This is a genomic window from Roseateles chitinivorans (assembly GCF_050632235.1).
In the GTDB taxonomy this organism is placed as follows: Bacteria; Pseudomonadota; Gammaproteobacteria; order Burkholderiales; family Burkholderiaceae_C; genus Roseateles; species Roseateles chitinivorans_A.
This window is the reverse complement of sequence record NZ_CP192584.1, coordinates 4,025,616-4,046,872: the sequence shown is the minus strand read 5'-3', so window position 1 is coordinate 4,046,872 and position 21,257 is coordinate 4,025,616. Positions and strand designations below refer to the sequence as shown.

Below are 21,257 nucleotides of genomic sequence, written 5' to 3'. Positions count from 1 at the left end.
CCGCCAGCAACGAGTGCCCCCAAGCTCGAAGAAGTTGTCGTGACGGCCGACGCGCGGCACCCCCAGCAGGTCCTGCCAGATCTGCGCCAGCGACTGCTCCAGCCGGCCCACCGGGGCTTCGTACGGCTGGCTGGCCAGGGCATCCGCATCCGGCGCCGGCAGCGCCTGCCGGTCGATCTTGCCGTTGGGCGTCAGCGGCAGCGACTGCAGCACCACGAACGCACTGGGCACCATGTACTCGGCCAGCGATTGGCTCAGTTCGCTCCTGAGCGCGCCAACCGCCAGTTCTTCTCCGGCCTGTGCCGTCAGGTAGGCCACCAGGCGCTTGTCGCCACCGGCGCCCTCCCCGGCACCCTCCCCGGCCTCCCGCGCAATGACCACGGCCTCCCTCACTCCGGGGCACTGCACCAGTCGCGCCTCGATCTCCCCCAGCTCGATGCGGAAGCCCCGGATCTTGACCTGATGGTCGTTGCGGCCCAGGTAGTCGATGTTCCCGTCCGGAAGCCAGCGGCCCAGGTCGCCCGTCTTGTACAGACGCGCCCCCGCCTCCGCGCTGAACGGGTCCGCCACGAAGCGCTGCTGCGTCAGCTCCGGTCGCTGCCAGTACCCCCGCGCCACCCCGTGGCCCCCGATGTGGATCTCTCCGGCCACGCCCACCGGCACCGGCCGGCCCTGCGCGTCCAGGATGTAGATCTGCGTGTTGGCGATCGGACGTCCGATCGGCACCCCGCCACCGACCACCGACGGACCCACCGCATGCCACGAGGCGAAGGTCACCGTCTCCGTCGGGCCGTAGACATGCAGCAGCTCGCGGGGGCGCCCCTCGCGGCAGACCTTCTCCACCCAGCGGGGCTCCACCTTCTCGCCCCCGAACAGCAGGCAGCGCAGCGGTTGGAACGTATCGGCGGCCTCCCGGGCGATCTGGTTGAACAGGGCGGTGGTCAGGAACAGCACTGAAATGCCCTGCGTCCGGATCTCGGCGGCCAAGCGCTTCGAATCCACCGCCGTCCACTTGTCCACCAGCAGCAGGCGCGCGCCGTTGAGCAGCGCGCCCCAGATCTCGAAGGTGGCCGCGTCGAACGAGATGTTGGACGCCTGGGCCACGACGTCATCGGCTCCCAGCGTGATGTAGTCGGTGCCACGCACCAGCCTGACCACGCCGCGGTGATCCACCATCACGCCCTTGGGCTGACCCGTGGAACCGGAGGTATAGATGACGTAGGCGAGATGGCCCGGCGTGCAGCCGACCTCGGCGTTGTCCGGATTGCCGGCCGGCAGAGGCATGAAGAGGCCGTCCCGATGCGCGACGTCCAGCACCACCACGGGCACCTCGGCCGCCTGCACGACGTCCCGCAGGCTGTCCTGCGTCAGCAGCACCTGCGGCGCACTGTCGGACAGCATGTAGGCCAGCCGCTGCGGCGGATAGCTGGGGTCCAGCGGCACATAGGCGGCACCGGCTTTCAACACCGCCAGGAAGGCGATCACCGCGTCGGGGGTGCGCTCCATGCAGACCGCGACCCGTCCGTCCGGACCCACACCCATGCCGCGCAGATGATGCGCCAGACGGTTGGCCTGCGCATTCAGCGCCGCATAGCTCAGCTGCTGATCCCCTGACACCACGGCGACGGCCTGCGGCGTGCGTCGCACCTGTTCCTCGAACAGCTGGTGGATGAGCTGGTCGCCCGGGTAGGGCCGCGTCGTGTCGTTGAAGCCGACCAGCACCTGGTCACGTTCGTCGTCCAGCCACAGGGACAGGTTGCCGATCAAGGCCGCGTCGTCCGCCACCATCGCGCGCAGCAACCGACGATAGCGGTCGGCGAGGCGTTCGATCGTGGCCGGGTCGAACAGATCGCTGGCGTACTCGAGCATGCCGCTCAGGTGCCCCCCTGCTCAGAGAGCAGCAGGCACAGGTCGCACCGCGCCGTCGTCTGCGACTGCGCCAGCCAGTCGACGTCCAGCCCGCTCAGCTGGAGCTCCGGATTTCCCGGCACGTTGTCCAGCGCCAGCATCGCCTGGAAGATCGGGTGGTGCCCGAGGCTGCGCACCGGACGGAGGGCTTCCACGACCTGCTCGAACGGCACGTCCTGGTGGGCATACGCCTCCAACGTCTGCCGCCGGACCTCCGACAGCAGAGCCGACACCGTCGCGCCCGCATCGGCGTGGACGCGCAACGCCAGCGTGTTGACGAAGAAGCCGATCAGCGACTCCAGGTCGCTGCGCCGCCGGTTGGCCACCGGCATGCCCACCACCACCTCCTCCTGACCGGAGAGGCGCGACATCAGCGCCGCCCAACCCGCGAGCAGCGTCATGAACAAGGTGGCGCCATGGCGGGCGGCCAGTCGCTTCAGGCCGCGGGTCAGTTCCTCGTCCAGCGTCAGGTGGAATGCGCCGCCGGCATGGCTCTGGACGGCGGGCCGGGGACGGTCCGTGGGCAGCTCCAGCAGCGCGGGCGCACCTTCGAGCCGGTCCTTCCAGTAGGCGATCTGTCGCTGCTGGACGTCTTCCTGCAGCCAGGCCCGTTGCCAGGCGGCGTAGTCGACGTACTGGATCTCCGGCGGGGTCAGCGGATCCGCCGCGCCGCGCGAGAAGGCGTCGTACAGCGCCGACACTTCGGTCATCAGCAGCCGCAGCGACCAGCCGTCCGAGATGATGTGATGCTGGGTGACCAGCAGGACGTGATCGGAGGCGGACAGACGCAGCAGCTGCCCCCGGATCAAGGGCCCCTGCGCGAGGTTGAACGCCGTGCGCGCCTCATGGCTCGCCAGCTCGGTGATGCGACGCTGCTGCTCCGGCAGTGAACCGCCCAGGTCATGCTCGACCCAGTGGAAGCCGCCGCCTGTTGGCGCGATGCGGGCGGATGGCCTGCCGTCCACGGCCGGGAAGCAGGTGCGGAGGATCTCGTGCCGGTCCACCAGCGCATCGAGGGTGCGTTTCAGGACCGCGCGGTCCAGCGGGCCGTTGATGCGCCAGCTGCCGAGCATGTGATACGCCATGCTGGCGGCGACATCGAACTGGTCCAGGAACCACAGGCGCTGCTGCGCCAGCGACAGGGCCAGGTCCTGGCTGCGGTCCACCGGCACCAGACGGGACTGCGGCGTCACGCCGGCTGCGGCGACCACCACCGCCAGGTCCTTCAGCGCCTCGTGCTCGAAGAGCTGACGCAAGGGCACATCGACCTGCAACTCCGCCCGCAGGCGTGAAGCCATCTGGACGGCGAGCAGCGAATGGCCACCGAGCTCGAAGAAGCGGTCGTGCCGACCCACGCGCGGCACGCCCAGCAAGTCCTGCCAGATGCGGGCGATCGTGCCTTCGACGGCGTCCGCCGGCGCCTCAAAGGCTTGTGTCGTCAGCGACGCCTGATCCGGCGCGGGCAGCGCCTGGCGATCCAGCTTGCCGTTGGGCGTGAGCGGCAACGCCTCCATCACCACAAAGGCCGAGGGCACCATGTAGTCGGGCAACGCGCTCCTCAGGTGGTCCCGCAGCGGCGCGACCTCCAGCGGCTGACCGGCATGCGCGGTGAGATAGGCCACCAGGCGCCTGTCCTCCAGGGGACCCGGGCGTGCGATGACCACGGCCTCCCGCACCCCTGGGCATTGCGCCAGCCGGGCCTCGATCTCGCCCAGCTCGATGCGGAAGCCCCGGATCTTCACCTGGTGGTCGTTGCGACCCAGGTAGTCGATGCTGCCGTCCGGCAGCCATCGGGCCAGGTCGCCCGTCTTGTACATCCGGGCGCCCGCCCGGGCCGCAAAGGGATCGGGCACAAAGCGCTGCTGCGTCAATTCGGGGCGGTTCCAGTACCCGCGGGCCACCTGCACGCCGGCGATGTGCAACTCCCCGCTCACGCCCAACGGCGTCGGCTGCCCCTGGGGGTCCAGGACGTAGAGGGCGGTGTTCGCGATGGGCCGTCCGATCGGGACGAAGGGACGGTCGTCGTCTCGCGCGCAGGTCCAGACCGTCACGTCGACCGACGCTTCGGTAGGCCCGTAAAGGTTGTGCAGTTGCGCGCCGGGCAGCGCGGACAGCAACTGCCTGGCCAGCGCGGCAGGCAACTCTTCGCCGCTGCACACCACCCGGCGCAGCCCCTCGCAGGAGGCGGCGCCTTCATACGCCAGGAACTGCTGCAGCATCGACGGCACGAAGTGGATCGTGGTCACGCGGGTGTCGCGGATCACTGCGCACAGATAGGCGGGATCCTTGTGGCCCTCCGGTCGGGCCATCACGAGTCGGGCGCCGATCATCAGCGGCCAGAAGAATTCCCAGACCGACACATCGAAGCCGAAGGGCGTCTTCTGCAGCACCGCTTCGTCAGGGCGCAGGTCAAGCGCCTCCTGCATCCAGCGCAGACGGTTGACCACGCCACGGTGTTCCACCATCACGCCCTTGGGCTGCCCGGTGGAGCCGGAGGTGTAGATGATGTAGGCCAGGTGGCTGGCGGTCAGCCCCAGTCGCACCGGGTCGGGATCATGGCTGGGCTGCTCTTTCAGAAGCGCCGCCTCGGCCCCGTCCAGCGCCAGCACCGGCACCCCGATGGCCACGCCCTGGCGCATGTCCTGCACCAGCGCCTGCTGCGTCAGCACCGCCGCCGGTTCGCTGTCCTGCAGCATGTAGGCCAGCCGCGCCGCCGGATACGCCGGGTCCAGCGGCACATAGGCCGCCCCGGACTTGAGGATGCCCAGCAGCCCCACCACCATCTCCACGCCGCGGTGCAGGCAGATCGCCACCCGGTCGTCGGGCTGGATGCCCAGCGCCAGCAACCGGTGCGCCACCTGGTTGGCCCGCGCGTTGAGCTCCGCGTAGCTCAGCTGCTGCTGCTCGAACACCAGCGCCGTCGCCTGCGGCCGCACCCTCGCCTGTTCCTCGAACAGCGCATGGATCCGCTCGTCCTGCGGATAAGCCCGCGCCGTGGCGTTGAAGGTCTCCAGCAGTTGCTGGCGCTGGTCCTGGCTCAGCAGCGGCAGCGCGCTGACGCGGCCCTGCGGCGACGCCACCACCCCTTGCAGCAGCGTCAGCCAGTACCCCGCCAGCCGCTCGATGCTGGCCGGCTCGTACAGCGCGCTCGCGTAGCTGAGCGTGGCGCTCAGGCCCTCGGGCGTCTCCGTCAGCGCCAGGCTCAGGTCGAACTGCGTGCTGCCGCCCTGCTGCCCCAGCGTGCTGATGCGCAGGCCGCTGAGCTGCAGCGCCCCCTGCACCGGTGTGTTGTTCAGGCTGAGCATGTTCTGGAACAACGGGCTGTGGCTGAGGCTGCGTTGCGGCTGCAGCGCCTCCACCACCTGCTCGAACGGCAGGTCCTGGTGCTCGTACGCCGCCAGCGTGCCGGCCTTGACCTGCTGCAGCAGCGCCTGCACCGTCGGGTCGTCGTCCAGCCGCACCCGCAGCGCCAGCGTGTTCACGAAGAACCCGATCAGCCCCTCCACCTCGCTGCGCTGGCGGTTGGCCACCGGCGTGCCCACCACGATGTCCTTCTGCCCGCTGAGCCGGCTCAGCAGCACCGACCAGCCCGCCAGCAGCGTCATGAACAGCGTCGCGCCCTGGCTCTGCGCCAGCGCCCGCAGCCCCGACGTCAGCGCCTGGGGAATCTCGAAGTTCCACTGCGCGCCTTCGTAGCTCTGCTCGGCCGGCCGCGCCCTGTCCGTGGGCAGCTCCAGCAGCGCGGGCGCGCCGGCGAGCTCGCGCTTCCAGTACTGGCTCTGCTGCTGCAGCACCTCGCCTTGCAGCCACTGGCGTTGCCACACCGCGTAGTCGGCGTACTGGATGGGCAGCGGTGGCAGCGTCTCTTCACTGCCTTGGCTGTGAGCCTCATACAGCGCGCTCACCTCGCGCACCATGATGCCGGTGGACCAGCCGTCGGAGATGATGTGGTGCTGCGTGAGCAGCAGGATGTGCTCCTGCTCGTCGAGCTTGAGCAGCTGGCCGCGGATCAGCGGCCCCTGCGCCAGATCGAACGGCGCGCGCTGCTCCTGCTCGCTGAGCTGCTCCACCGTGCGGGTCCGCTGCGGCTCCGCCAGCGTGCTCAGGTCCACCTCCTGCAGCCGGAAGCCGGTGTCGGGTCCGTCGATGAGCTGCACGGTCTGCCCGTCCACGCTGGCGAACCGGGTGCGCAGGATCTCGTGGCGACGGACCAGGCCGTCCAGCGTGGCCTGCAGCGCCTCGCGGTTGAGCGCCCCGCTCAGCCGCAGCGCCACGGGCATGTGATACGCCGCGCCGGCGGCTGCGTCCAGCCGGTCCAGGAACCACAGCCGCTGCTGCGCGTAGGACACCGGCAGCGTGCCGCTGCGATCGGCGCGCTCGATGCGCGCGGGCAGCTTCGCGCCTGTGTCTGCATCGGTGTCCACACCGGTGTCCGCTCCCGCCTGTGCGACGCTCTGCGCAAACGCAGCCAGCTCCGGCTGATTGAACAGCGAGCGCAGGCTGATCTCCACGCCCAGCTCCTGGCGCACCCGAACGATGACGCGCACCGCCAGCAACGAGTGACCCCCAAGCTCGAAGAAGTTGTCGTGACGGCCAACGCGCGGCACACCCAGCAGCTCTTGCCAGATCTGCGCCAGTGCCTGCTCCAGTCGTCCCACCGGGGCTTCGTACGGCTGGCTGGCCAGGGCATCCGCATCCGGTGCCGGCAGCGCCTGTCGGTCGATCTTGCCGTTGGGCGTCAGCGGCAGCGACTGCAGCACCACGAAGGCACTAGGGACCATGTACTCGGCCAGCGATTGCGCCAACTCGCTCCTGAGCGCGCTCACCGCCAGCTCGTGTCCGGCCTGCGCCGTCAGGTAGGCCACCAGGCGCTTGTCGCCACCAGTCGCCTCGCCGGCACCCTCCCCGGCCTCCCGCGCAATGACCACGGCCTCCCTCACCCCGGGGCACTGCACCAGTCGCGCCTCGATCTCTCCCAGCTCGATGCGGAAGCCCCGGACCTTGACCTGATGGTCGTTGCGGCCCAGGTAGTCGATGTTCCCGTCCGGCAGCCAGCGACCCAGGTCGCCCGTCTTGTACAGACGCGCCCCCGCCTCCGCGCTGAACGGGTCCGCCACGAAGCGCTGCTGCGTCAGCTCCGGTCGCTTCCAGTAACCCCGCGCCACCCCGTGGCCCCCGATGTGGATCTCCCCGGCCACGCCCACCGGCACCGGCCGGCCCTGCGCGTCCAGGATGTAGATCTGCGTGTTGGCGATCGGCCGGCCGATGGATTCGACGGGCTGGACGCCCGCCTGCTCCGGCGCGATGCAGCGCGCGGTGGACCAGACGGTGGTCTCGGTGGGACCGTACAGGTTCCACAGCTGCGCCGCACAGCCGCTCAGCCGCTGCGCCAGCGGGCCCGACAGGGCTTCGCCGCCACACAGGATCCTCAGTCCGGTCCGGCCCGTCCAGCCGTTGTCCAGCAGCATGCGCCAGGTCACCGGCGTGGCCTGCATCAGCGTGACGCCGGACTGCTCGAGCGCCTGCTGCAGTTGTGCCGCGTCGCTCGCGGTCTCCCGGCTGGCCAGCACGATGCGCGCGCCATTGACCAGCGGCAGGTACAGCTCCAGTCCCGCAATGTCGAAGGACAGCGTCGTCACCGCCAGCACCGCGTCTTCGCTGTTCACGCGGTACAGCGCCGTCATGGCCCCCAGGAAGTTGACCACCGAGCGATGCTCGATCTGCACGCCCTTGGGCTGCCCCGTGGAGCCGGAGGTGTAGATGATGTAGGCCAGGTGGCGGCTGTGCAGCCCATGCAGGCGCCGGGTGTCGGGATCGTGGCCCGGCTGCGCCTGCAGCAGCGCGGCATCGGCACCGTCCGGCACCAGCAGCGGCACACCCTCGGGGGCCACCTCTCGCAGGGAGGACACCAGGGCCTGCTCGGTGAGCACCACCGCCGGTTCGCAGTCGCCCAGCATGTAGGCCAGACGCGCCGCCGGATAGGCCGGATCCAGCGGGACATAACACGCACCCGCCTTGAGGATGCCGAGCAACCCCACCACCATCCCGACCCCGCGCGACATGCACAGGGCCACCCGGTCGTCGGGCTGCACGCCCAGCGCCAGCAGCCGGTGCGCCACGCGATTGGCCTGCTCGTTGAGTTCGCCATAGCTCAACGCCTGCGCATCGTCCCGCACCGCAGGGGCCTGCGGCCGCGCGCGCACCTGCGCTTCGAACTGCTCATGCAGCAGGACGTTGTCTTCATACGCCACCGCCGTCGCGTTGAATGCGTCCAGCAGCCGCTGCCGCTCCACCGGGGCCAACAGGGGCAAGCGGCCCAGCGGGAGCTCGGGCGCTTCCACGGCCGCCTGCAGCATCACGGCAAGGGAGCGGGGGATCCGTTCGATCTCGTCCTGCTCAAACGCCAGCGAGTTGTAGATGAATTCGATCACCACATCGCCATCGCGATGGTGGTCCCTGACGTTGATCAGCAGCGGCGTCCGCTCGACACCGGAGTGCATGGGCACGACGCGCGCCGGCACCTCGCCGAAGCTCGCGTCGCCATCGAAGTACATGGTCGAAACCATGACATCGAACAGCTGGCGCCGACCTGTCGACGCCAGATGGATGCTGCGATTGATGTCCGCCAGCGGGTAGCGCTGATGGCGATAGCTGCGGCGGAGCTCGGCCACCAGCTCACGGATCAGCGCCGGGAACGACGCGTTGGTGTCGACCTGCACGCCGATCGGGCTGACCGACGAGAACATGCCGGGCGTGCGCTTGTGGCGGGCCGCATGGCGGTTGTGCACCGGCAGGCCGATCACCACCTGCTCGTTGGGCGTCACCCAGGCGAAGTAGGCCGCCAGTGCGGCCAGGAACAGGTGGGTGAAGGTGCCGCCCTGCCCGGCCGCGAAGGCCTGCAGGCGGTCATGCGTTTCCCGGGACAAGACCCAGTGCGACTGCAGGCTCGGCGCCAGCTGCCCCTCGGCGTCCGTGCAGGAGCGCTGCACCACCGGGTCCGGCAGGCGGTCGTATCGGGCGCCCCAGTAGCGCCCATCGAGCGCATGGCGTTCCGACTTCAGATACTGCTGGTCATCGGCCACGAACGCCCGGTAGGACGATGGGGGCTCGTCGACCGGCTCCCCTCGGAGCAGCGCGTTGTACAGGCGCGCCACCGACTGCACGATCAGCGAAATGCCAACGCCGTCGGTGACCAGGTGGTGGTACCGCTGCAGCCAGAAGTGTTGGACATCGCTGACGCGGACCAGCTGCGTGCTCCACGGCAAGCCGCCCTGCAGCGAGAAAGGCTGCGAGAAGCTCGATTGCAGGTAGGCGCGCGCCTGGGCCTGCGCATCCGGCGAGGCGGAGAAGTCCACCAACGGCAGCGACACCTCGACGCGCGGCAAGACCATCTGCAGCGCCTGTCCGTCCTCTTCACTGAACAGGAGGCGAAGCGATTCATGCGAATCGGCCAGGCGCTGAACCGCCTGTTGCAACACGCGGTGGTCGATGGGCCCGTCCATCTGCCAGGCCATGCCGATGTTGTAGCAAGGCAGTTGAGGATCAAGCATCTGGTCGAACCAGATCACCTGCTGGGCGGACGAGAGCGGGAACGGTTCATGGCCCAGCGCCCTGACGAGGGACCGCTCCGCGGCCTGTGCGGTGCCGATGGATCGCCAGAGCGCCGCCATCGCCGCCCCGCACTGCGCCTTGCTCGCCGGCGTGGGCGCCGCGGGCGCCGTGAAGCGCGCTGCAGGCGTCTGTGCCGCGAAGCCCGCGGTGACGACGGCTGCATCCTCCAGCGCGTCCGCCATCCACCAACGCAGCGTCGGCATCGGTTCATGGCCCGCGGCCCAGGTCCCCATGCGGCGGTAGGGCTCCCTGCGCGTGATGGCCTGCTGCACATCGCCGCCCGTGAGCAGCAGCTGGAGCCGCTCCAGGCCGCTGCCGTCCTGCGGCACCCAGCCCGCCACCGGCGTCGCGCCCGCCTGCAGGCAGCCCATGAAGGCACAGAGGAAATCGACACCGGGGTCCAGCAGCACCGCCACCTTGCCGACCACCTGCGCCTGCCGCAAGGCGTCAGCCACGGCACGCGACCTGCCGAGAAGATCGGCGTGGCTGATGCGCTCATCACAGTCGGCCAGGCCGTGCAGGAACAACGAGGCCTCAGCCTCCGGTTCATGCTGCGCCAGCGCCTTCAGCATGCCCACCACATCACCAAACCCAGCGAAGTCGATCATCACTTTGTACCGTGGAGCAGCGTGAAAAGGATCACCGCGCCACGACCCCTGTCGCAGCGCTGACGCAGTGCCAGTGCGGGGGAATGGGGTCAGGCAGCAGCCGCGGCGATGCCCTGGTTCACGAGCCGCCCCTTGTCCAGATGCCAGGTCCGCTGGGCATGGCTCGCCGCCTTGTGGTCATGCGTGACCATCACGATGGTCTTGCCATGCTCCCGGCTCAGCAGTTCCAGGAGGTTCAGGATCTCGTCGGCCGTCGTCCGGTCCAGGTCGCCGGTGGGCTCGTCGCAGACCAGCAACCGGGGATCCGCCACCAGCGCGCGTGCGATCGCCACGCGCTGCAGCTGCCCGCCGGACAGCTCGGAGGGCTTGTGCCTGGCGCGATCCTCCAGGCCCACCACGGCCAGTGCCGCGGCCACACTCTTCTTGCGCTGCGCCTTGCTCATGGTCGTCAGCAGCAAGGGCACCTCGATGTTGAGCTCGGCCGTCAACATGGGCATGAGGTTGTAGAACTGGAAGATGAAACCGACGTTCTCCGCCCGCCACCGGGCCAGCGCGTTCGATGACTGCTGATCCAGCCGCTCGTTGCCCACCCGGAGCTCGCCGGCGTCCGGCCGGTCCAGACCGCCGATGAGGTTCAGCAAGGTGGTCTTTCCCGACCCGGACGGCCCCATGAGCGCCACGAAGTCCCCTTCGGCGATCTCGAGATTGACCTGGTCCAGCACGTTCACGGACTGCTTGCCGCGCACATAGCTCTTGGTCACGCCTTTGATGGAAACGATCGCGCTCATGAGTGAATTCCTTGCTTGGGCCGCTGGAGGTGAACGGGTTCAGAGATCGCTGGCATTGACCGACGCTCCATCCCGCAATTTGTCGAATCCGCTCATGACCACGCGGTCTCCGGCGGACAGGCCGGACACGATGACCTGCCCGTCGCGCTCTCGGGATCCGAGGAGGACATCGCGCCGATTGATCTTGGAGCCGACGATGACGTAGACATACGTTGCGCCCCCTTCGGCGCCGGTCTGCACCGACTCGGGAGGCACCACGACACGGCCGGCGTTGCTGGCCGTACCGGCGGTGCTGGCGGCCTGCGGCGCCGCCGCCGTGGGGCGATCGGTCAGGAAGGCGACATGCGCGCCCATCTCGGGAAGGATGCGCGAGTCCTTGTCCTTGAAGCCCAGGCGGACCTTGACGGTGCCCTTGCTCCGGCTGGCCGTCGGGACGACGGCCACCACCTGCCCCGCGATCTTGCGGTCCGGGTAGGCGTCCAGCTTGATGCTGGCCGGCTGCCCCACCCGCAGCTTCTGGATGAAGTTCTGGTTGACATCGACCTCGACCTCGAGCGAGTCCATGTCCACCAGGGTCGCGATGCCGGTGCGGATCGTGCCGCCGCCCGACGAGATGGGCGATACGATCTCGCCGGCCTGCGCCGCCCGACTCGTGACGATGCCGGTGAACGGCGCCTTCACCACCGTGTCCTCGACCGCCTGCTGGGCCACCGCCAGGGCGCCCCGGGCCACGTCCAGGCTGCCCTCGGACACGGACACCGCCGCGCGCAAGCCGTCGTATTCCGACTTGCGGGTCTGCAGGGCCTGGGCGCTGATGAAGCCGGCCTCCGCCTGTTCCTGCTCCCGCTTGTACTGCGGCAGGCCGTTGGCCAGCGCCAGCCGGCTCTGTTCCAGCGTGGCTTCCGCGAGCCGGACGCCGCCCTGGGCTTGCCTCAAGGCGGCCAGCGCGTTGCTGTCGTCGAGCTTGGCCACGACCGTGCCGGCGGTGACCTGGGAGCCTTCCTCGATGAACAGCCGGTCGAGTCGGCCGGCGACCTTCGGCGCGAGGGTGGCCTCCCGACGGGCCACGACATACCCCGTCGCCTCCACCACCATGCCGCCAGCCGGCGTCCCCGCGTCGCTGTCCGCCGAAGGCCGCACGACGGCGGCCTTGACCGGCACCGCCTGCGAGTCGGGCAGGTAGACCCAGGCCAGCGAGCCCCCCACCAGCAGGATGCCGGCCAGGCCCCAGCCCGCCCGGCGCAGGCGGGGTTCCGCCGGCGCCGTGGGCGTCGAACCGCTCCTGTCGACGCGAAGCTGCTTCAAGAGTTCAGACTTGCTCACCGTCATCGTTCGCACCGATCCATCCGCCCTGCACACCCACTTGCGCAACGATCACGCAGCAGCCACATCCCTCGGAATCCCCGCCGGCCTGCACCATGGCCTCACGCCCGCAGAGCGACAGCCACCGGCTGCCGTGCGGCGCGGACCGCCGGCACCAGCGCCCCCAGCAGCCCGATGGCACACGCCCACACGATGCCGGTCAGCATCAGCCGCCAGCTCACCGACAGCTGGAAGACCAGCTGCGACAGCCCGGCGTTGATGGTGCTGGCCATGTAGCCGTTGAAGAGCGCATAAGCGAGCGCGGCGCCCAGGCATCCGCCGAGCAGCGAGAGCACGGCCGCCTCCAGCATGAAGGCGACCGTGATGCTGTCGGTGCGAAAGCCCACCGCGCGCAGGGTCGCCATCTCGACCTTGCGTGCATCCGCGGAGATGTAGAGGCTGTGCACCGCGCCGAAGAGCGCGCCCATCGCCATGATCACGCCGATGGTGTTCGCCGCCATCCGGAGCGCTTCCGACAGGTCCTTGGACTGCGCCGCGAAGTACTCGGATTCGATGTACGTCCCGACATGCAGATTGGGGCTGCGCTGCAGTTCTTCCCGGAAGGCCGGTGCTTGCGCCGCCGACGCGAGCCGGACGTACACCGCGTTGACATAGGTGCCCATTTCCAGGGCCGATTGCAAGGTGTCGGCGTCGCCGAGCACCTCGGAGTCATGGATGCTGCCCGAGCTGTAATGCCCCACGACGGTCCAGCTGCCATTGCCGATGCGCACCGAATCGCCGACCTTGAAGCCATGGAACATGCGCGCCACGCCGGCCCCCACCACCAGTTCACGCAGGCCCGGCTGGAACATGCGCCCGGCCGTGATCTGGATGCTGGAGTGGATGCTCAGTCCCTGGCGGCCGACGCCGCGCAGGTTCACATTGCCATCGGCCATCGACTCGATGAACTTGGCGGGAAACACGGTGACGATCTCGGCCGACGCGATCGGCTGCCCCTGGCCATCGCGCGCCACCTGGGGGGCGGCGGCGATGGTGTCGAAGGCCTCGCGGGAGATCGCACTGCCCATCTCCGATTCCGAGCCCGCGCTCATCACCAGGACGTTGTCGTTTCGTCCCGAGCCTTTCAGTGAGTTGTCCAGCCCGGCCGCAACGGCCAGCATGGTCACCAGCACCGCCACGACGCCCGCAATGCCGATCACCACGACGCTGGAGGCGCCCATGCGCAGGGGCAATGTCTGCAGCCCCATCCGCAACAGCGGAAACACTTGCCGAATGAAACCGATCATGTGATGCCTTGAATCAATGCGGGAGGGCTCAACGGCGGCGGGCCAGCGCGTCGACGATCTTCAATTGCCCGGCCTTCCAGGCGGGGATCAGTGCCACGGTCACGGCCAGCAGCAAGGCCATCACCACGCCCGGCCACAAACCGGACTGCGACAGCTCCACCACGTGCAGACGCTTGTTGAAAGCGGGCACCAGCAGATAGGCCAGGCCCAGGCCCGCACCGGCGCCCAGTGCGCACAGCAGCAGCGATTCGCCCACCGTGATCAGCGTCACCAGCCGGTTCGAGAAGCCCACGGTCTTCAACATGGCGAATTCGGGGATGCGCTCATGGAAGGTGTGCATCATGGCGTTGCCGATCATGAAGGCCAGCGTGGCCAGCACCACCGCGGTGATGGACCCGATGACCAGTCCGACATTGCCGACCTGCTTCAGGATGGTCAGGGCCAGCGCCTGTTGGGGCGAGGACCGGGTCTCGTACGATGAATTGGCGAAACGCGCATCAATGGCCTGGGACACCACCGCCGCATCGGTGAACTGCTTGGGCTTCACCAGATAGAGATCGACCTTGCCCTTGTCCAGAATCCGGGACTCGTCGAGGTAGGCGTAATGGAACAGGATGCGGCTGCCGAACTGGCCCATCATGCTCGGATCCTTGATGTTGAGCACGCCCACCACCGTGAAGGTCCAATCGGTGGAACCATCCTCCTGAACGAACTTGCCGTTGGCGCGCATCGTGATGCGGTCGCCCGCCTTCCATCCGTACTTGCTCGCGATCTTCGGGCCGACGATGGCACCGGTGCGAGTGGCCGCCATCTCGCTCATCTGCTCGGCGGTGATGCCCAGCTGGGCGCTGCGCATCTCCAGCAATTGACGGATGTCCACCGCGCCGGCCTGGATCGAGTTCTTCGGATCCTGGTAGTAGCCATCGACCACCGCGCTGGCACTCACCAGCCCGACGCCCGGCGTTGATTCAATGCCCGCGCGATACGCGTAGGGCAAGGGCAAGCCGTAGGACGAGCGGTTCATCACCACGACGATGTCGGAACCGAACCCCGGGGCTGGATGCGAGAGGGCGTAGTTCACCGTCTGCATCACGCCGAGCAACAGGAACGCCGTCATCAGCGACAACAGCGTCAGCGCGGTGCGCACCGGTCGATACCAGAGCGAGCGCCAGAGAAGAAAGAAGAACTTCATGTCGGCTGGGCGTTGAACGTTGACTTGAACCCAATCGGGAAATGACGGGCGGGCACGATTCGGTTGTCCAGGGCTTGCATCGCCACCGAACGCTTCAGCATGCGACGGCCGGCCGCAAGGCCAGCCCGGCGCGTGTGGGCGTGGTGTTGGATGCAAGACCTCGGGGTGGGTCTGCAAACCTCGACTTCACGGAATTCGCGTCAATGAAATCAACGGACCTATGGCGCGAAGATGCGAAATCTCAGGGGTTTGCAGTGGGTCCTCGGTTGCGCTGCGGTCACTCGAGGTTCCAGGAACCATCGACTGCCGCTCGATCAAAGCCGGGATACGAAATGCCGGCCGACGTCAGAAAGCTCCGACGCGCAACACTACCTCCAGCGTACAGCCGTGCAATCAATCAGCACTGCTGCCTCATTGCGGAATGCATAGCTCCGCATGGCCATCTTGTTCATCATGTATGTATTGCGTCGTTGCGGCAGCGAGTGGCCTCATTGCTGTCGAAACGACTTCTCCCTGTGAAAGACAACTCACTCTAGGCTCGCATGGACCCGCCTAGCGATCGGTGAAATCCCGGGGCGATGAGGCGCTCGGAGCGCGGTCTGGCGAGTAGGCACCCTGATTGCCATTGAGATAGCGGGAAAGGCGCGACGCGCGCAAAGGCCGGCCATTCATGGCGCCAGTGACCATTGGGATTGGGGTGCCGGCCCGGCGCCGATGCTCGCGGAGATTCGGGAATTCGGCGCCGACGTGATCAGGGTCGTCAGCGGCCTGTCCCTGGAATCCCTGACCTTGAACAGGCGTCGAGCGCAGATGCGAACGCGCTGCCGCTCGCCGCTAACATGACGCCGTCATGATCAAGCTGGCTTCTGACGCCCTCCGGCAAACGGACCAGTCGTCCCCTTTCGCAAACCTGTTGCCGCCGTCTGTCGCGATTGCTCGCGCCGACCAGGCCGCCCAGTGGGAAGAGGGCCTGCTGCCCGAAGAGCGGACCTTGATCCGGTCCGCCGTCGCGAAGCGCCAGCGTGAATTCACCGCCGGGCGCAACTGCGCACGTGCCGCCATGCGTGCACTCGGCTGGCCTGAGCAGCAGATCGGCGCCATTGGCGTCGGAGCCCATCGCGAACCCTTGCTGCCTCCTGGTCTCATCGGCAGCATCACGCACAGTGCCCACTTCTGCGCGGCCGCCGTCGCGCGCGATGACGGCGAGCTTCTCAGCCTGGGCATCGACGCCGACACCAACCAGCCGCTGGAGCCCGGCCTGGATGCATTGCTGATGCAGGCCGACGAACTGCAACGCTGGCGAGCCGCCGTTCCTGCGGGCTGCCATGCGGGCATGCTGGCATTCAGCCTCAAGGAAGCTTTCTTCAAGGCGGCCTTCCCGCACTGCCGCCGTTACCTCGAGTTCAGCGAGGTTCGACTCGAGCACCAGTCGTTCGACGGCAAGACAGGCATCGCTCATGTCCTGGTCATCGATCCGGCCTTGAGTGCCCAGCTTCAAGGCATGCGACTGGATGCCCGCTATGCCTTCGATCCTGAGCTGGTCTACAGCGCAGTGACGCTGATCAAGACCTGACACCTCGCACACCCTCGACATTGACAGTGTCGGGTTCCCCCCGGTAGCCTTCGTCGCCGAAGTTAAACGTTTAACTTCATTTGACGCCCCAGGCGAAGGAGACCCTCGTGAAGCCTATCCAACGTTACAAACGCTGCTTCCCGCACTGGCGGCAGACAGCCGTCATGGCCGCCGTGCTGGCCCTCGGCGCTTCCGCGCAAGCGCTTGACCTGAGCGCCGGCAATCGCCGCATGCCGCTGCCCGGCCTCTACGACTGGCGCAAGGCCGGCTACAACGAAGGCGCCGCGCTGCCGACCGAGGCCGACGTCGCGACGACGATCTTCGCCGTCAACTTCGGCGTCACCGCCAACGACGGCAGCGACGACAGTGCGGCCCTGCAAGCGGCCATCGACTCCGGCGCCGGCAGCGGCCCGCATGCCTACCGCAAGCTGGTGCTGCCGGCCGGCACGCTCAACCTCTCGCGCGAGATCCACGTCCGCTCCAGCTACCTGTGGATCGTCGGCGCCGGCAGCGACCCGGCCAGCGGCACGAAGCTGGTCTTCAAGCCCGACGCCAATACCCGCTACGACGTGCTGAGCGCGGACAAGAGCCAACCCGACATGAGCGGCATGAGTTCCGGCGCCGGACAGATGGGCTGGGCCTGGCCCGGCCGCGGCATGTTCCGGGTGCAGACCACCGCCGTGCACGCCGACTACGCGAGCGACTACGCCGCCGCGCCGGCCAACCGCAAGGACATCTTCGAAGGCAGCGTGAACCAGCACTGGAAAGCCGGCGTGAAGGTGCGGCAGAGCACGCCCTACGCCGCCTTGAAGGGCGCCACCGTCATTCCGCTGGACACCTCCGCGGCCATGTCGCGCTTCAGCGTCGGCGGCTACGTGCTGATCGCGGCCGCGAACACCCGCAAGATGTTCGTCGACGAGATGGGCGCCGATTGCGTGGCCACGCCCGACGAATGCGTGAACGGACTGATGAAGTCGCAGATGTTCAAGGTCGTCGCGGTGGACGCGGCGAACCGCACCCTCACCCTCGACAAGCCGCTGGAGTTCGACCTCAACCGCGACAACGTGGCTGACGGATCGACCGCCCTGCCCTCCACCGAAGGCGGCCCCGGGACCGCGTACTACAGCAAGGCCGTGCCGCTGCAGGTGGTGCGCGGGGTCGGCTTCTCGAACCTCTACGCCGAGATGGCGCTCAACGGCCTGCCCAAGCTGGGTGGCGGCACCTATGCGGTGACGCCGGCCAACGCGATCCACAACTACGGCAACCTCGCGCCCGAGTACGCAATGCACGGCATCGTCTTCAAGTGGGCGGCGGACGCCTTCGTGCGCGACGTGAAGCTGGCCATGACCGGCTCGCATCCGATCGTCACCGAGTTCGCCAAGAACATCCAGGTGCAGGACAACGCGATCGACGGCGCCTGGAACAAGGGCAAGGGCGGCAACGGCTACATGCGCGGCAGCAAGGTGTGGGACTCGCTCTATGCCAACAACCGGCTGAGCAATGTGCGCCACTTCACCTTCCAGTGGGCCGCCTCGGGCAACGTGGCGATCGCCAACCAGATGGACTGCGACCTGAACCTGCACGGCGGCTGGGAACGCAACAACCTGATCGAGCTCAACGTGAGCAAGGTGCCCTTCAACCACTCGTCGGGCAGCTGCACCGCCAACTGCGGCGGCGAAGGCGGCGCCGGCGACACGGGGACCTGGTACCCGGTCTACTGGTCCACCGGCCGCAAGGCGCACTGGGCCGGCGCCACCGGGCCGAAGAACGTCTTCTACAACAACGTGATGAAGAAGGAGCGCGACGCCAACGGCGATCGCATCGGCGACGGCTTCAGCGGCACCGACTCCGACTACGTGCCGTACTACCGGACCGACGGCAGCCGGCAGCACGTGATCTTCCAGTTCGGCGTCGATTCAAGCAACGAGGCCGTCTACAAGCACCTGGAGACCGCCCCCGGCGCGAAGCTCGCCGACTGGGGCGGCAGCGAGACGCTGGACTACGCGATGAGCCCGCGCAACGGCGTCAACAGCAGCCGCACGGACGGCGCGAGCGCGTCGCTGTTCCTGTTGAATGCTGGAGCACCAGCACCAGCACCAGCACCAGCACCAGCACCAGCACCAGCGCCAGCGCCAGCGCCAGCACCAGCACCATCTCCCGCGCCCGCGCCCGCTCCGGCCCCTGCGCCAGCGCCAGCCCCTGCGCCGGGACAGGTCGAGGTCAAGGCGCTCCTGAATCAGGATGACAACAAGCAGACGAAGTACAACCTGGCGCTGCGCAACCTTGGCACCGCGCCGCTGGCGAACCTGAAGGCCCGCCTCTACGTCGACGTCTCGGAACTGCTCGCGAGCAACCGTGCGCCGTCAGCCGTGGTCTGCGACGAGCGGTCAGGCTCCAGCCTGCCGGCCTTCTCCTGCAGCGCCTTGAAGCCGCATGCTGGCAACGTGTACTACACGGAGCTAGACTTCGGCGGCCACCAGCTCGCGGCTGGCGCGACGCTCAACTACAACATCACCCTGCGCCTGTCGGACTGGGCCGCGGTGTGGAATGCAGCGAACGACTACTCGCATGCCGGACTGAACGCGAGCACGGCGGTGGTCACCTCGCGCATTCCCGTGTTCAACGGCAATGTGTTGGTGGGTGGCTCGACCCCGTGAACCAGTGAGCGCCGGAGCGGCCGCGCCGGGTTCAAGGCAGGCGCAGTCGCTCGCCCTCGCCCGCTTCGCGGAGCTGCTCCGGTCCGTGGCCGATGGTGAAGAACACCCGCAGGGTCTTCGCCTCGCCGTACGCCGGATCGCGGCCGGCGAGGTCGTTGTTGACCCAGACGGCGAGCGCGTCGCCGCGGTTGAGGCTGCGGATGTGCTCCGTGACGTCGGCGTCACGTCCGTGGGCGCCATACAGCGCTCTGACGATGTGCAGGTGGTTGTCGTCCTGCCCCGGGCCGTAGCCGCCGGCATTGCCACCCCACGGACGGCCTTCCCAGTTGCCGCGCCACCCGTCCTGTGCCCAGTCGCCGCGTCCCCAGCCGGAGAAGTTCGCGCCGTCGATCCACGCGCCCTCGCGGTAGTCGAAGACCCGCACCTCGCCGCCGCGCTCACGCGCATAGATGCGCAGCGTCTTCGTGCGGCCCACCGCCGGGTCGTCGCGGAACAGGTCGTTGGTCACCTGCACCTTCGCGTCGCGACGGGCCAGTTCGCGCAGACGCCCCGTGACATCGATGCTCGCGTCGGCAACGCCGTAGCGCGCGCCGAGGATCACGAAGGCGCCGTCGTCATGGGCATCGATCTCCCAGCCGCCATTCCCGCCCTGCCCCCAGTCGCCGCGACGCCATGCAGTGAAGTTGGCGCCGTCGATCACGCTGCCTTCCCGGTACTCGAACACTCGCGTTCCCATCTCGGGGTTGCGGGCGTAGATGCGCAGGAACTTCGCCTGACCCACCGCCGGGTCCTCGCTGAAGAACTCATTGGTGACCCCCGTCGCCCGTGTTCCTGGCGCTCGGCGGCGCGGCGCTGGCGCTGGTGCCCGGGGCGCCGCAACTCACCTTGCCGCCGGACCTGGTGCTCGCCCTGTTCGTGGCGCCCATCCTGGTCGACGCCGGATACGACGCGTCGCTGCGCGATCTGAAGGACAACTGGCTGCCATTGACGAGCCTGGTCATCGTCGCGGTCGGGCTCACCACCACCGCGGTCGCACTCGTCGCACACGCGCTCGTCCCGTCCCTGCCCTGGGCGGCGGCCATTGCCCTGGGGGCCATCGTCGCGCCTCCGGACGCGGTCGCGGCGACGGCTGTCCTGCGCCCGCTGCATCCGCCCCAACGCATCCTGGGGGTGCTCGAGGGCGAGAGCCTGCTCAACGATGCCAGCGCGCTGCTGATCTACCGGCTGGCGGTCGGCGCCGTCGCCTCGGGTGGTTTCGTCGTGCAGGCCGTGGCGCCCGCATTCATCCTCAGCGTGGTCGGCAGCCTCATCGCCGGGCCCGTGCTCGGCCTCCTGACGCAACGCCTGCTGGAGCGGGTCCAGCACATTCCGACGGCCATCCTCCTGCAGTTCGTCGGCACCGTCGCGGTGTGGCAGCTCTCCGAGCGTTTCGGGCTGTCGGGAGTGCTCACCACGGTGGGCTTCGCCATGACCCTGGCGCGCATCGCGCCGGCCCGCATCGAGGCGCGCGTGCGCGTGCCCACCAATGCCGTCTGGGCGACGGTGGTGTTCGCGCTGAACCTGCTCGCCTTCATCTTCATCGGGCTGCAGCTGCGCCCCATCCTCATCGAGCTCCCCCAGACGACCCGGGACCAGTACCTGTCGGTGGCCGGGGCCGTGCTGGCGACCGTCATCGTGGTGCGCATCGTGTGGCACATGACGTTCAACCACTTGCTCCAGTTCCTGGGAGGCCGCCACAGCCTGCGCGCCGCGCGGCTCATGCTCAGGCCCTCCGTGGGCAGCGGGCTTGTCATCTCCTGGGCCGGCATGCGCGGCGTCGTCACGCTGGCGGCGGCGCTGGCGCTGCCCGCGAAGTTTCCGGGCCGCGACCTCATCCTGCTGACCGCCTTCCTCGTTGTCCTGGGCACGCTGCTGATCCAGGGGCTGACGCTCAAGCCGCTGCTGCGCGCACTCAAGCTGCGCGACGACGACCCCGTCGGCGAGGAAGAGGCCGCCGCGCGGCAACGCATGCTGGCAGCGGCGCTGGCACGCATACCGGCGGACAGATCGCCGGCGCTCGACCTCGCACGCAAGAACCTGAAGATGCACCTGGGACGTCCGCTGCACGACCCGGGAAGCGCCGCCGCGTCGTTCGGTGTCGACTACGACACGGCGTATGAGGACGCCCTCGGCGCGGCGCGCCAGACCCTGCTCGGCATGCGAGACGCCGCGGAGATCGGCGACGATGCCTTCCACGCGCTAGAGAACGAACTGGATTGGCTCGAAGCCACGGATCCCTTGCGTGCCGCCAATGCGGATGCCATGCCCTAGC

Annotated in this window: 9 protein-coding genes and 1 pseudogene; 3 read left to right on the top strand and 7 right to left on the bottom strand. The window is 68.4% G+C overall.

What is annotated here, in order from left to right:
* Nucleotides 1-237: 237 nt before the first annotated feature.
* The 6 genes and pseudogenes from ACQ859_RS18470 to ACQ859_RS18445 all read right to left on the bottom strand — a co-directional run.
* Nucleotides 238-1,788: pseudogene (locus ACQ859_RS18470) on the bottom strand (non-ribosomal peptide synthetase); the annotation flags it as partial.
* 86 nt (nucleotides 1,789-1,874) lie between these two features.
* Nucleotides 1,875-10,127, bottom strand: coding sequence for an amino acid adenylation domain-containing protein (locus ACQ859_RS18465; RefSeq protein WP_431262150.1), 8,253 nt, complete (start codon nucleotides 10,125-10,127; stop codon nucleotides 1,875-1,877).
* A gap of 89 nt (nucleotides 10,128-10,216) precedes the next feature.
* On the bottom strand, nucleotides 10,217-10,915 hold the full coding sequence (locus ACQ859_RS18460) for an ABC transporter ATP-binding protein (protein WP_431262149.1): 699 nt from the start codon (nucleotides 10,913-10,915) through the stop codon (nucleotides 10,217-10,219).
* Between the two features lie 39 nt (nucleotides 10,916-10,954).
* Nucleotides 10,955-12,244, bottom strand: coding sequence for an efflux RND transporter periplasmic adaptor subunit (locus tag ACQ859_RS18455; protein ID WP_431262148.1), 1,290 nt, complete (start codon nucleotides 12,242-12,244; stop codon nucleotides 10,955-10,957).
* 95 nt (nucleotides 12,245-12,339) lie between these two features.
* Nucleotides 12,340-13,458 carry an ABC transporter permease gene (locus ACQ859_RS18450; RefSeq protein ID WP_431262147.1) on the bottom strand — a complete coding sequence of 373 codons (1,119 nt, stop codon included), beginning with the start codon at nucleotides 13,456-13,458 and terminating at the stop codon, nucleotides 12,340-12,342.
* Nucleotides 13,459-13,552: 94 nt separating this feature from the next.
* The gene (locus ACQ859_RS18445) at nucleotides 13,553-14,716 is read right to left on the bottom strand and encodes an ABC transporter permease (protein WP_431262146.1); all 1,164 of its coding nucleotides are present in this window, start codon (nucleotides 14,714-14,716) and stop codon (nucleotides 13,553-13,555) included.
* Nucleotides 14,717-15,566: 850 nt separating this feature from the next.
* On the opposite strand from ACQ859_RS18445, the gene ACQ859_RS18440 reads away from it, so the two are divergent.
* Nucleotides 15,567-16,289: a 4'-phosphopantetheinyl transferase family protein gene (locus ACQ859_RS18440; RefSeq protein ID WP_431262145.1), complete on the top strand. Its 723-nt coding sequence runs from the start codon at nucleotides 15,567-15,569 to the stop codon at nucleotides 16,287-16,289.
* Nucleotides 16,290-16,396: 107 nt separating this feature from the next.
* On the top strand, nucleotides 16,397-18,946 hold the full coding sequence (locus ACQ859_RS18435) for a hypothetical protein (protein WP_431262144.1): 2,550 nt from the start codon (nucleotides 16,397-16,399) through the stop codon (nucleotides 18,944-18,946).
* Nucleotides 18,947-18,977: 31 nt separating this feature from the next.
* Here ACQ859_RS18435 and ACQ859_RS18430 read toward each other — a convergent pair whose 3' ends face one another.
* Nucleotides 18,978-19,727, bottom strand: coding sequence for a hypothetical protein (locus ACQ859_RS18430; RefSeq protein WP_431262143.1), 750 nt, complete (start codon nucleotides 19,725-19,727; stop codon nucleotides 18,978-18,980).
* Between the two features lie 44 nt (nucleotides 19,728-19,771).
* On the opposite strand from ACQ859_RS18430, the gene ACQ859_RS18425 reads away from it, so the two are divergent.
* Nucleotides 19,772-21,256 (top strand): cation:proton antiporter, encoded by a 1,485-nt coding sequence (locus tag ACQ859_RS18425; protein WP_431262142.1) that lies wholly within the window; start codon nucleotides 19,772-19,774, stop codon nucleotides 21,254-21,256.
* The last annotated feature ends 1 nt before the right edge of the window (nucleotide 21,257 follow it).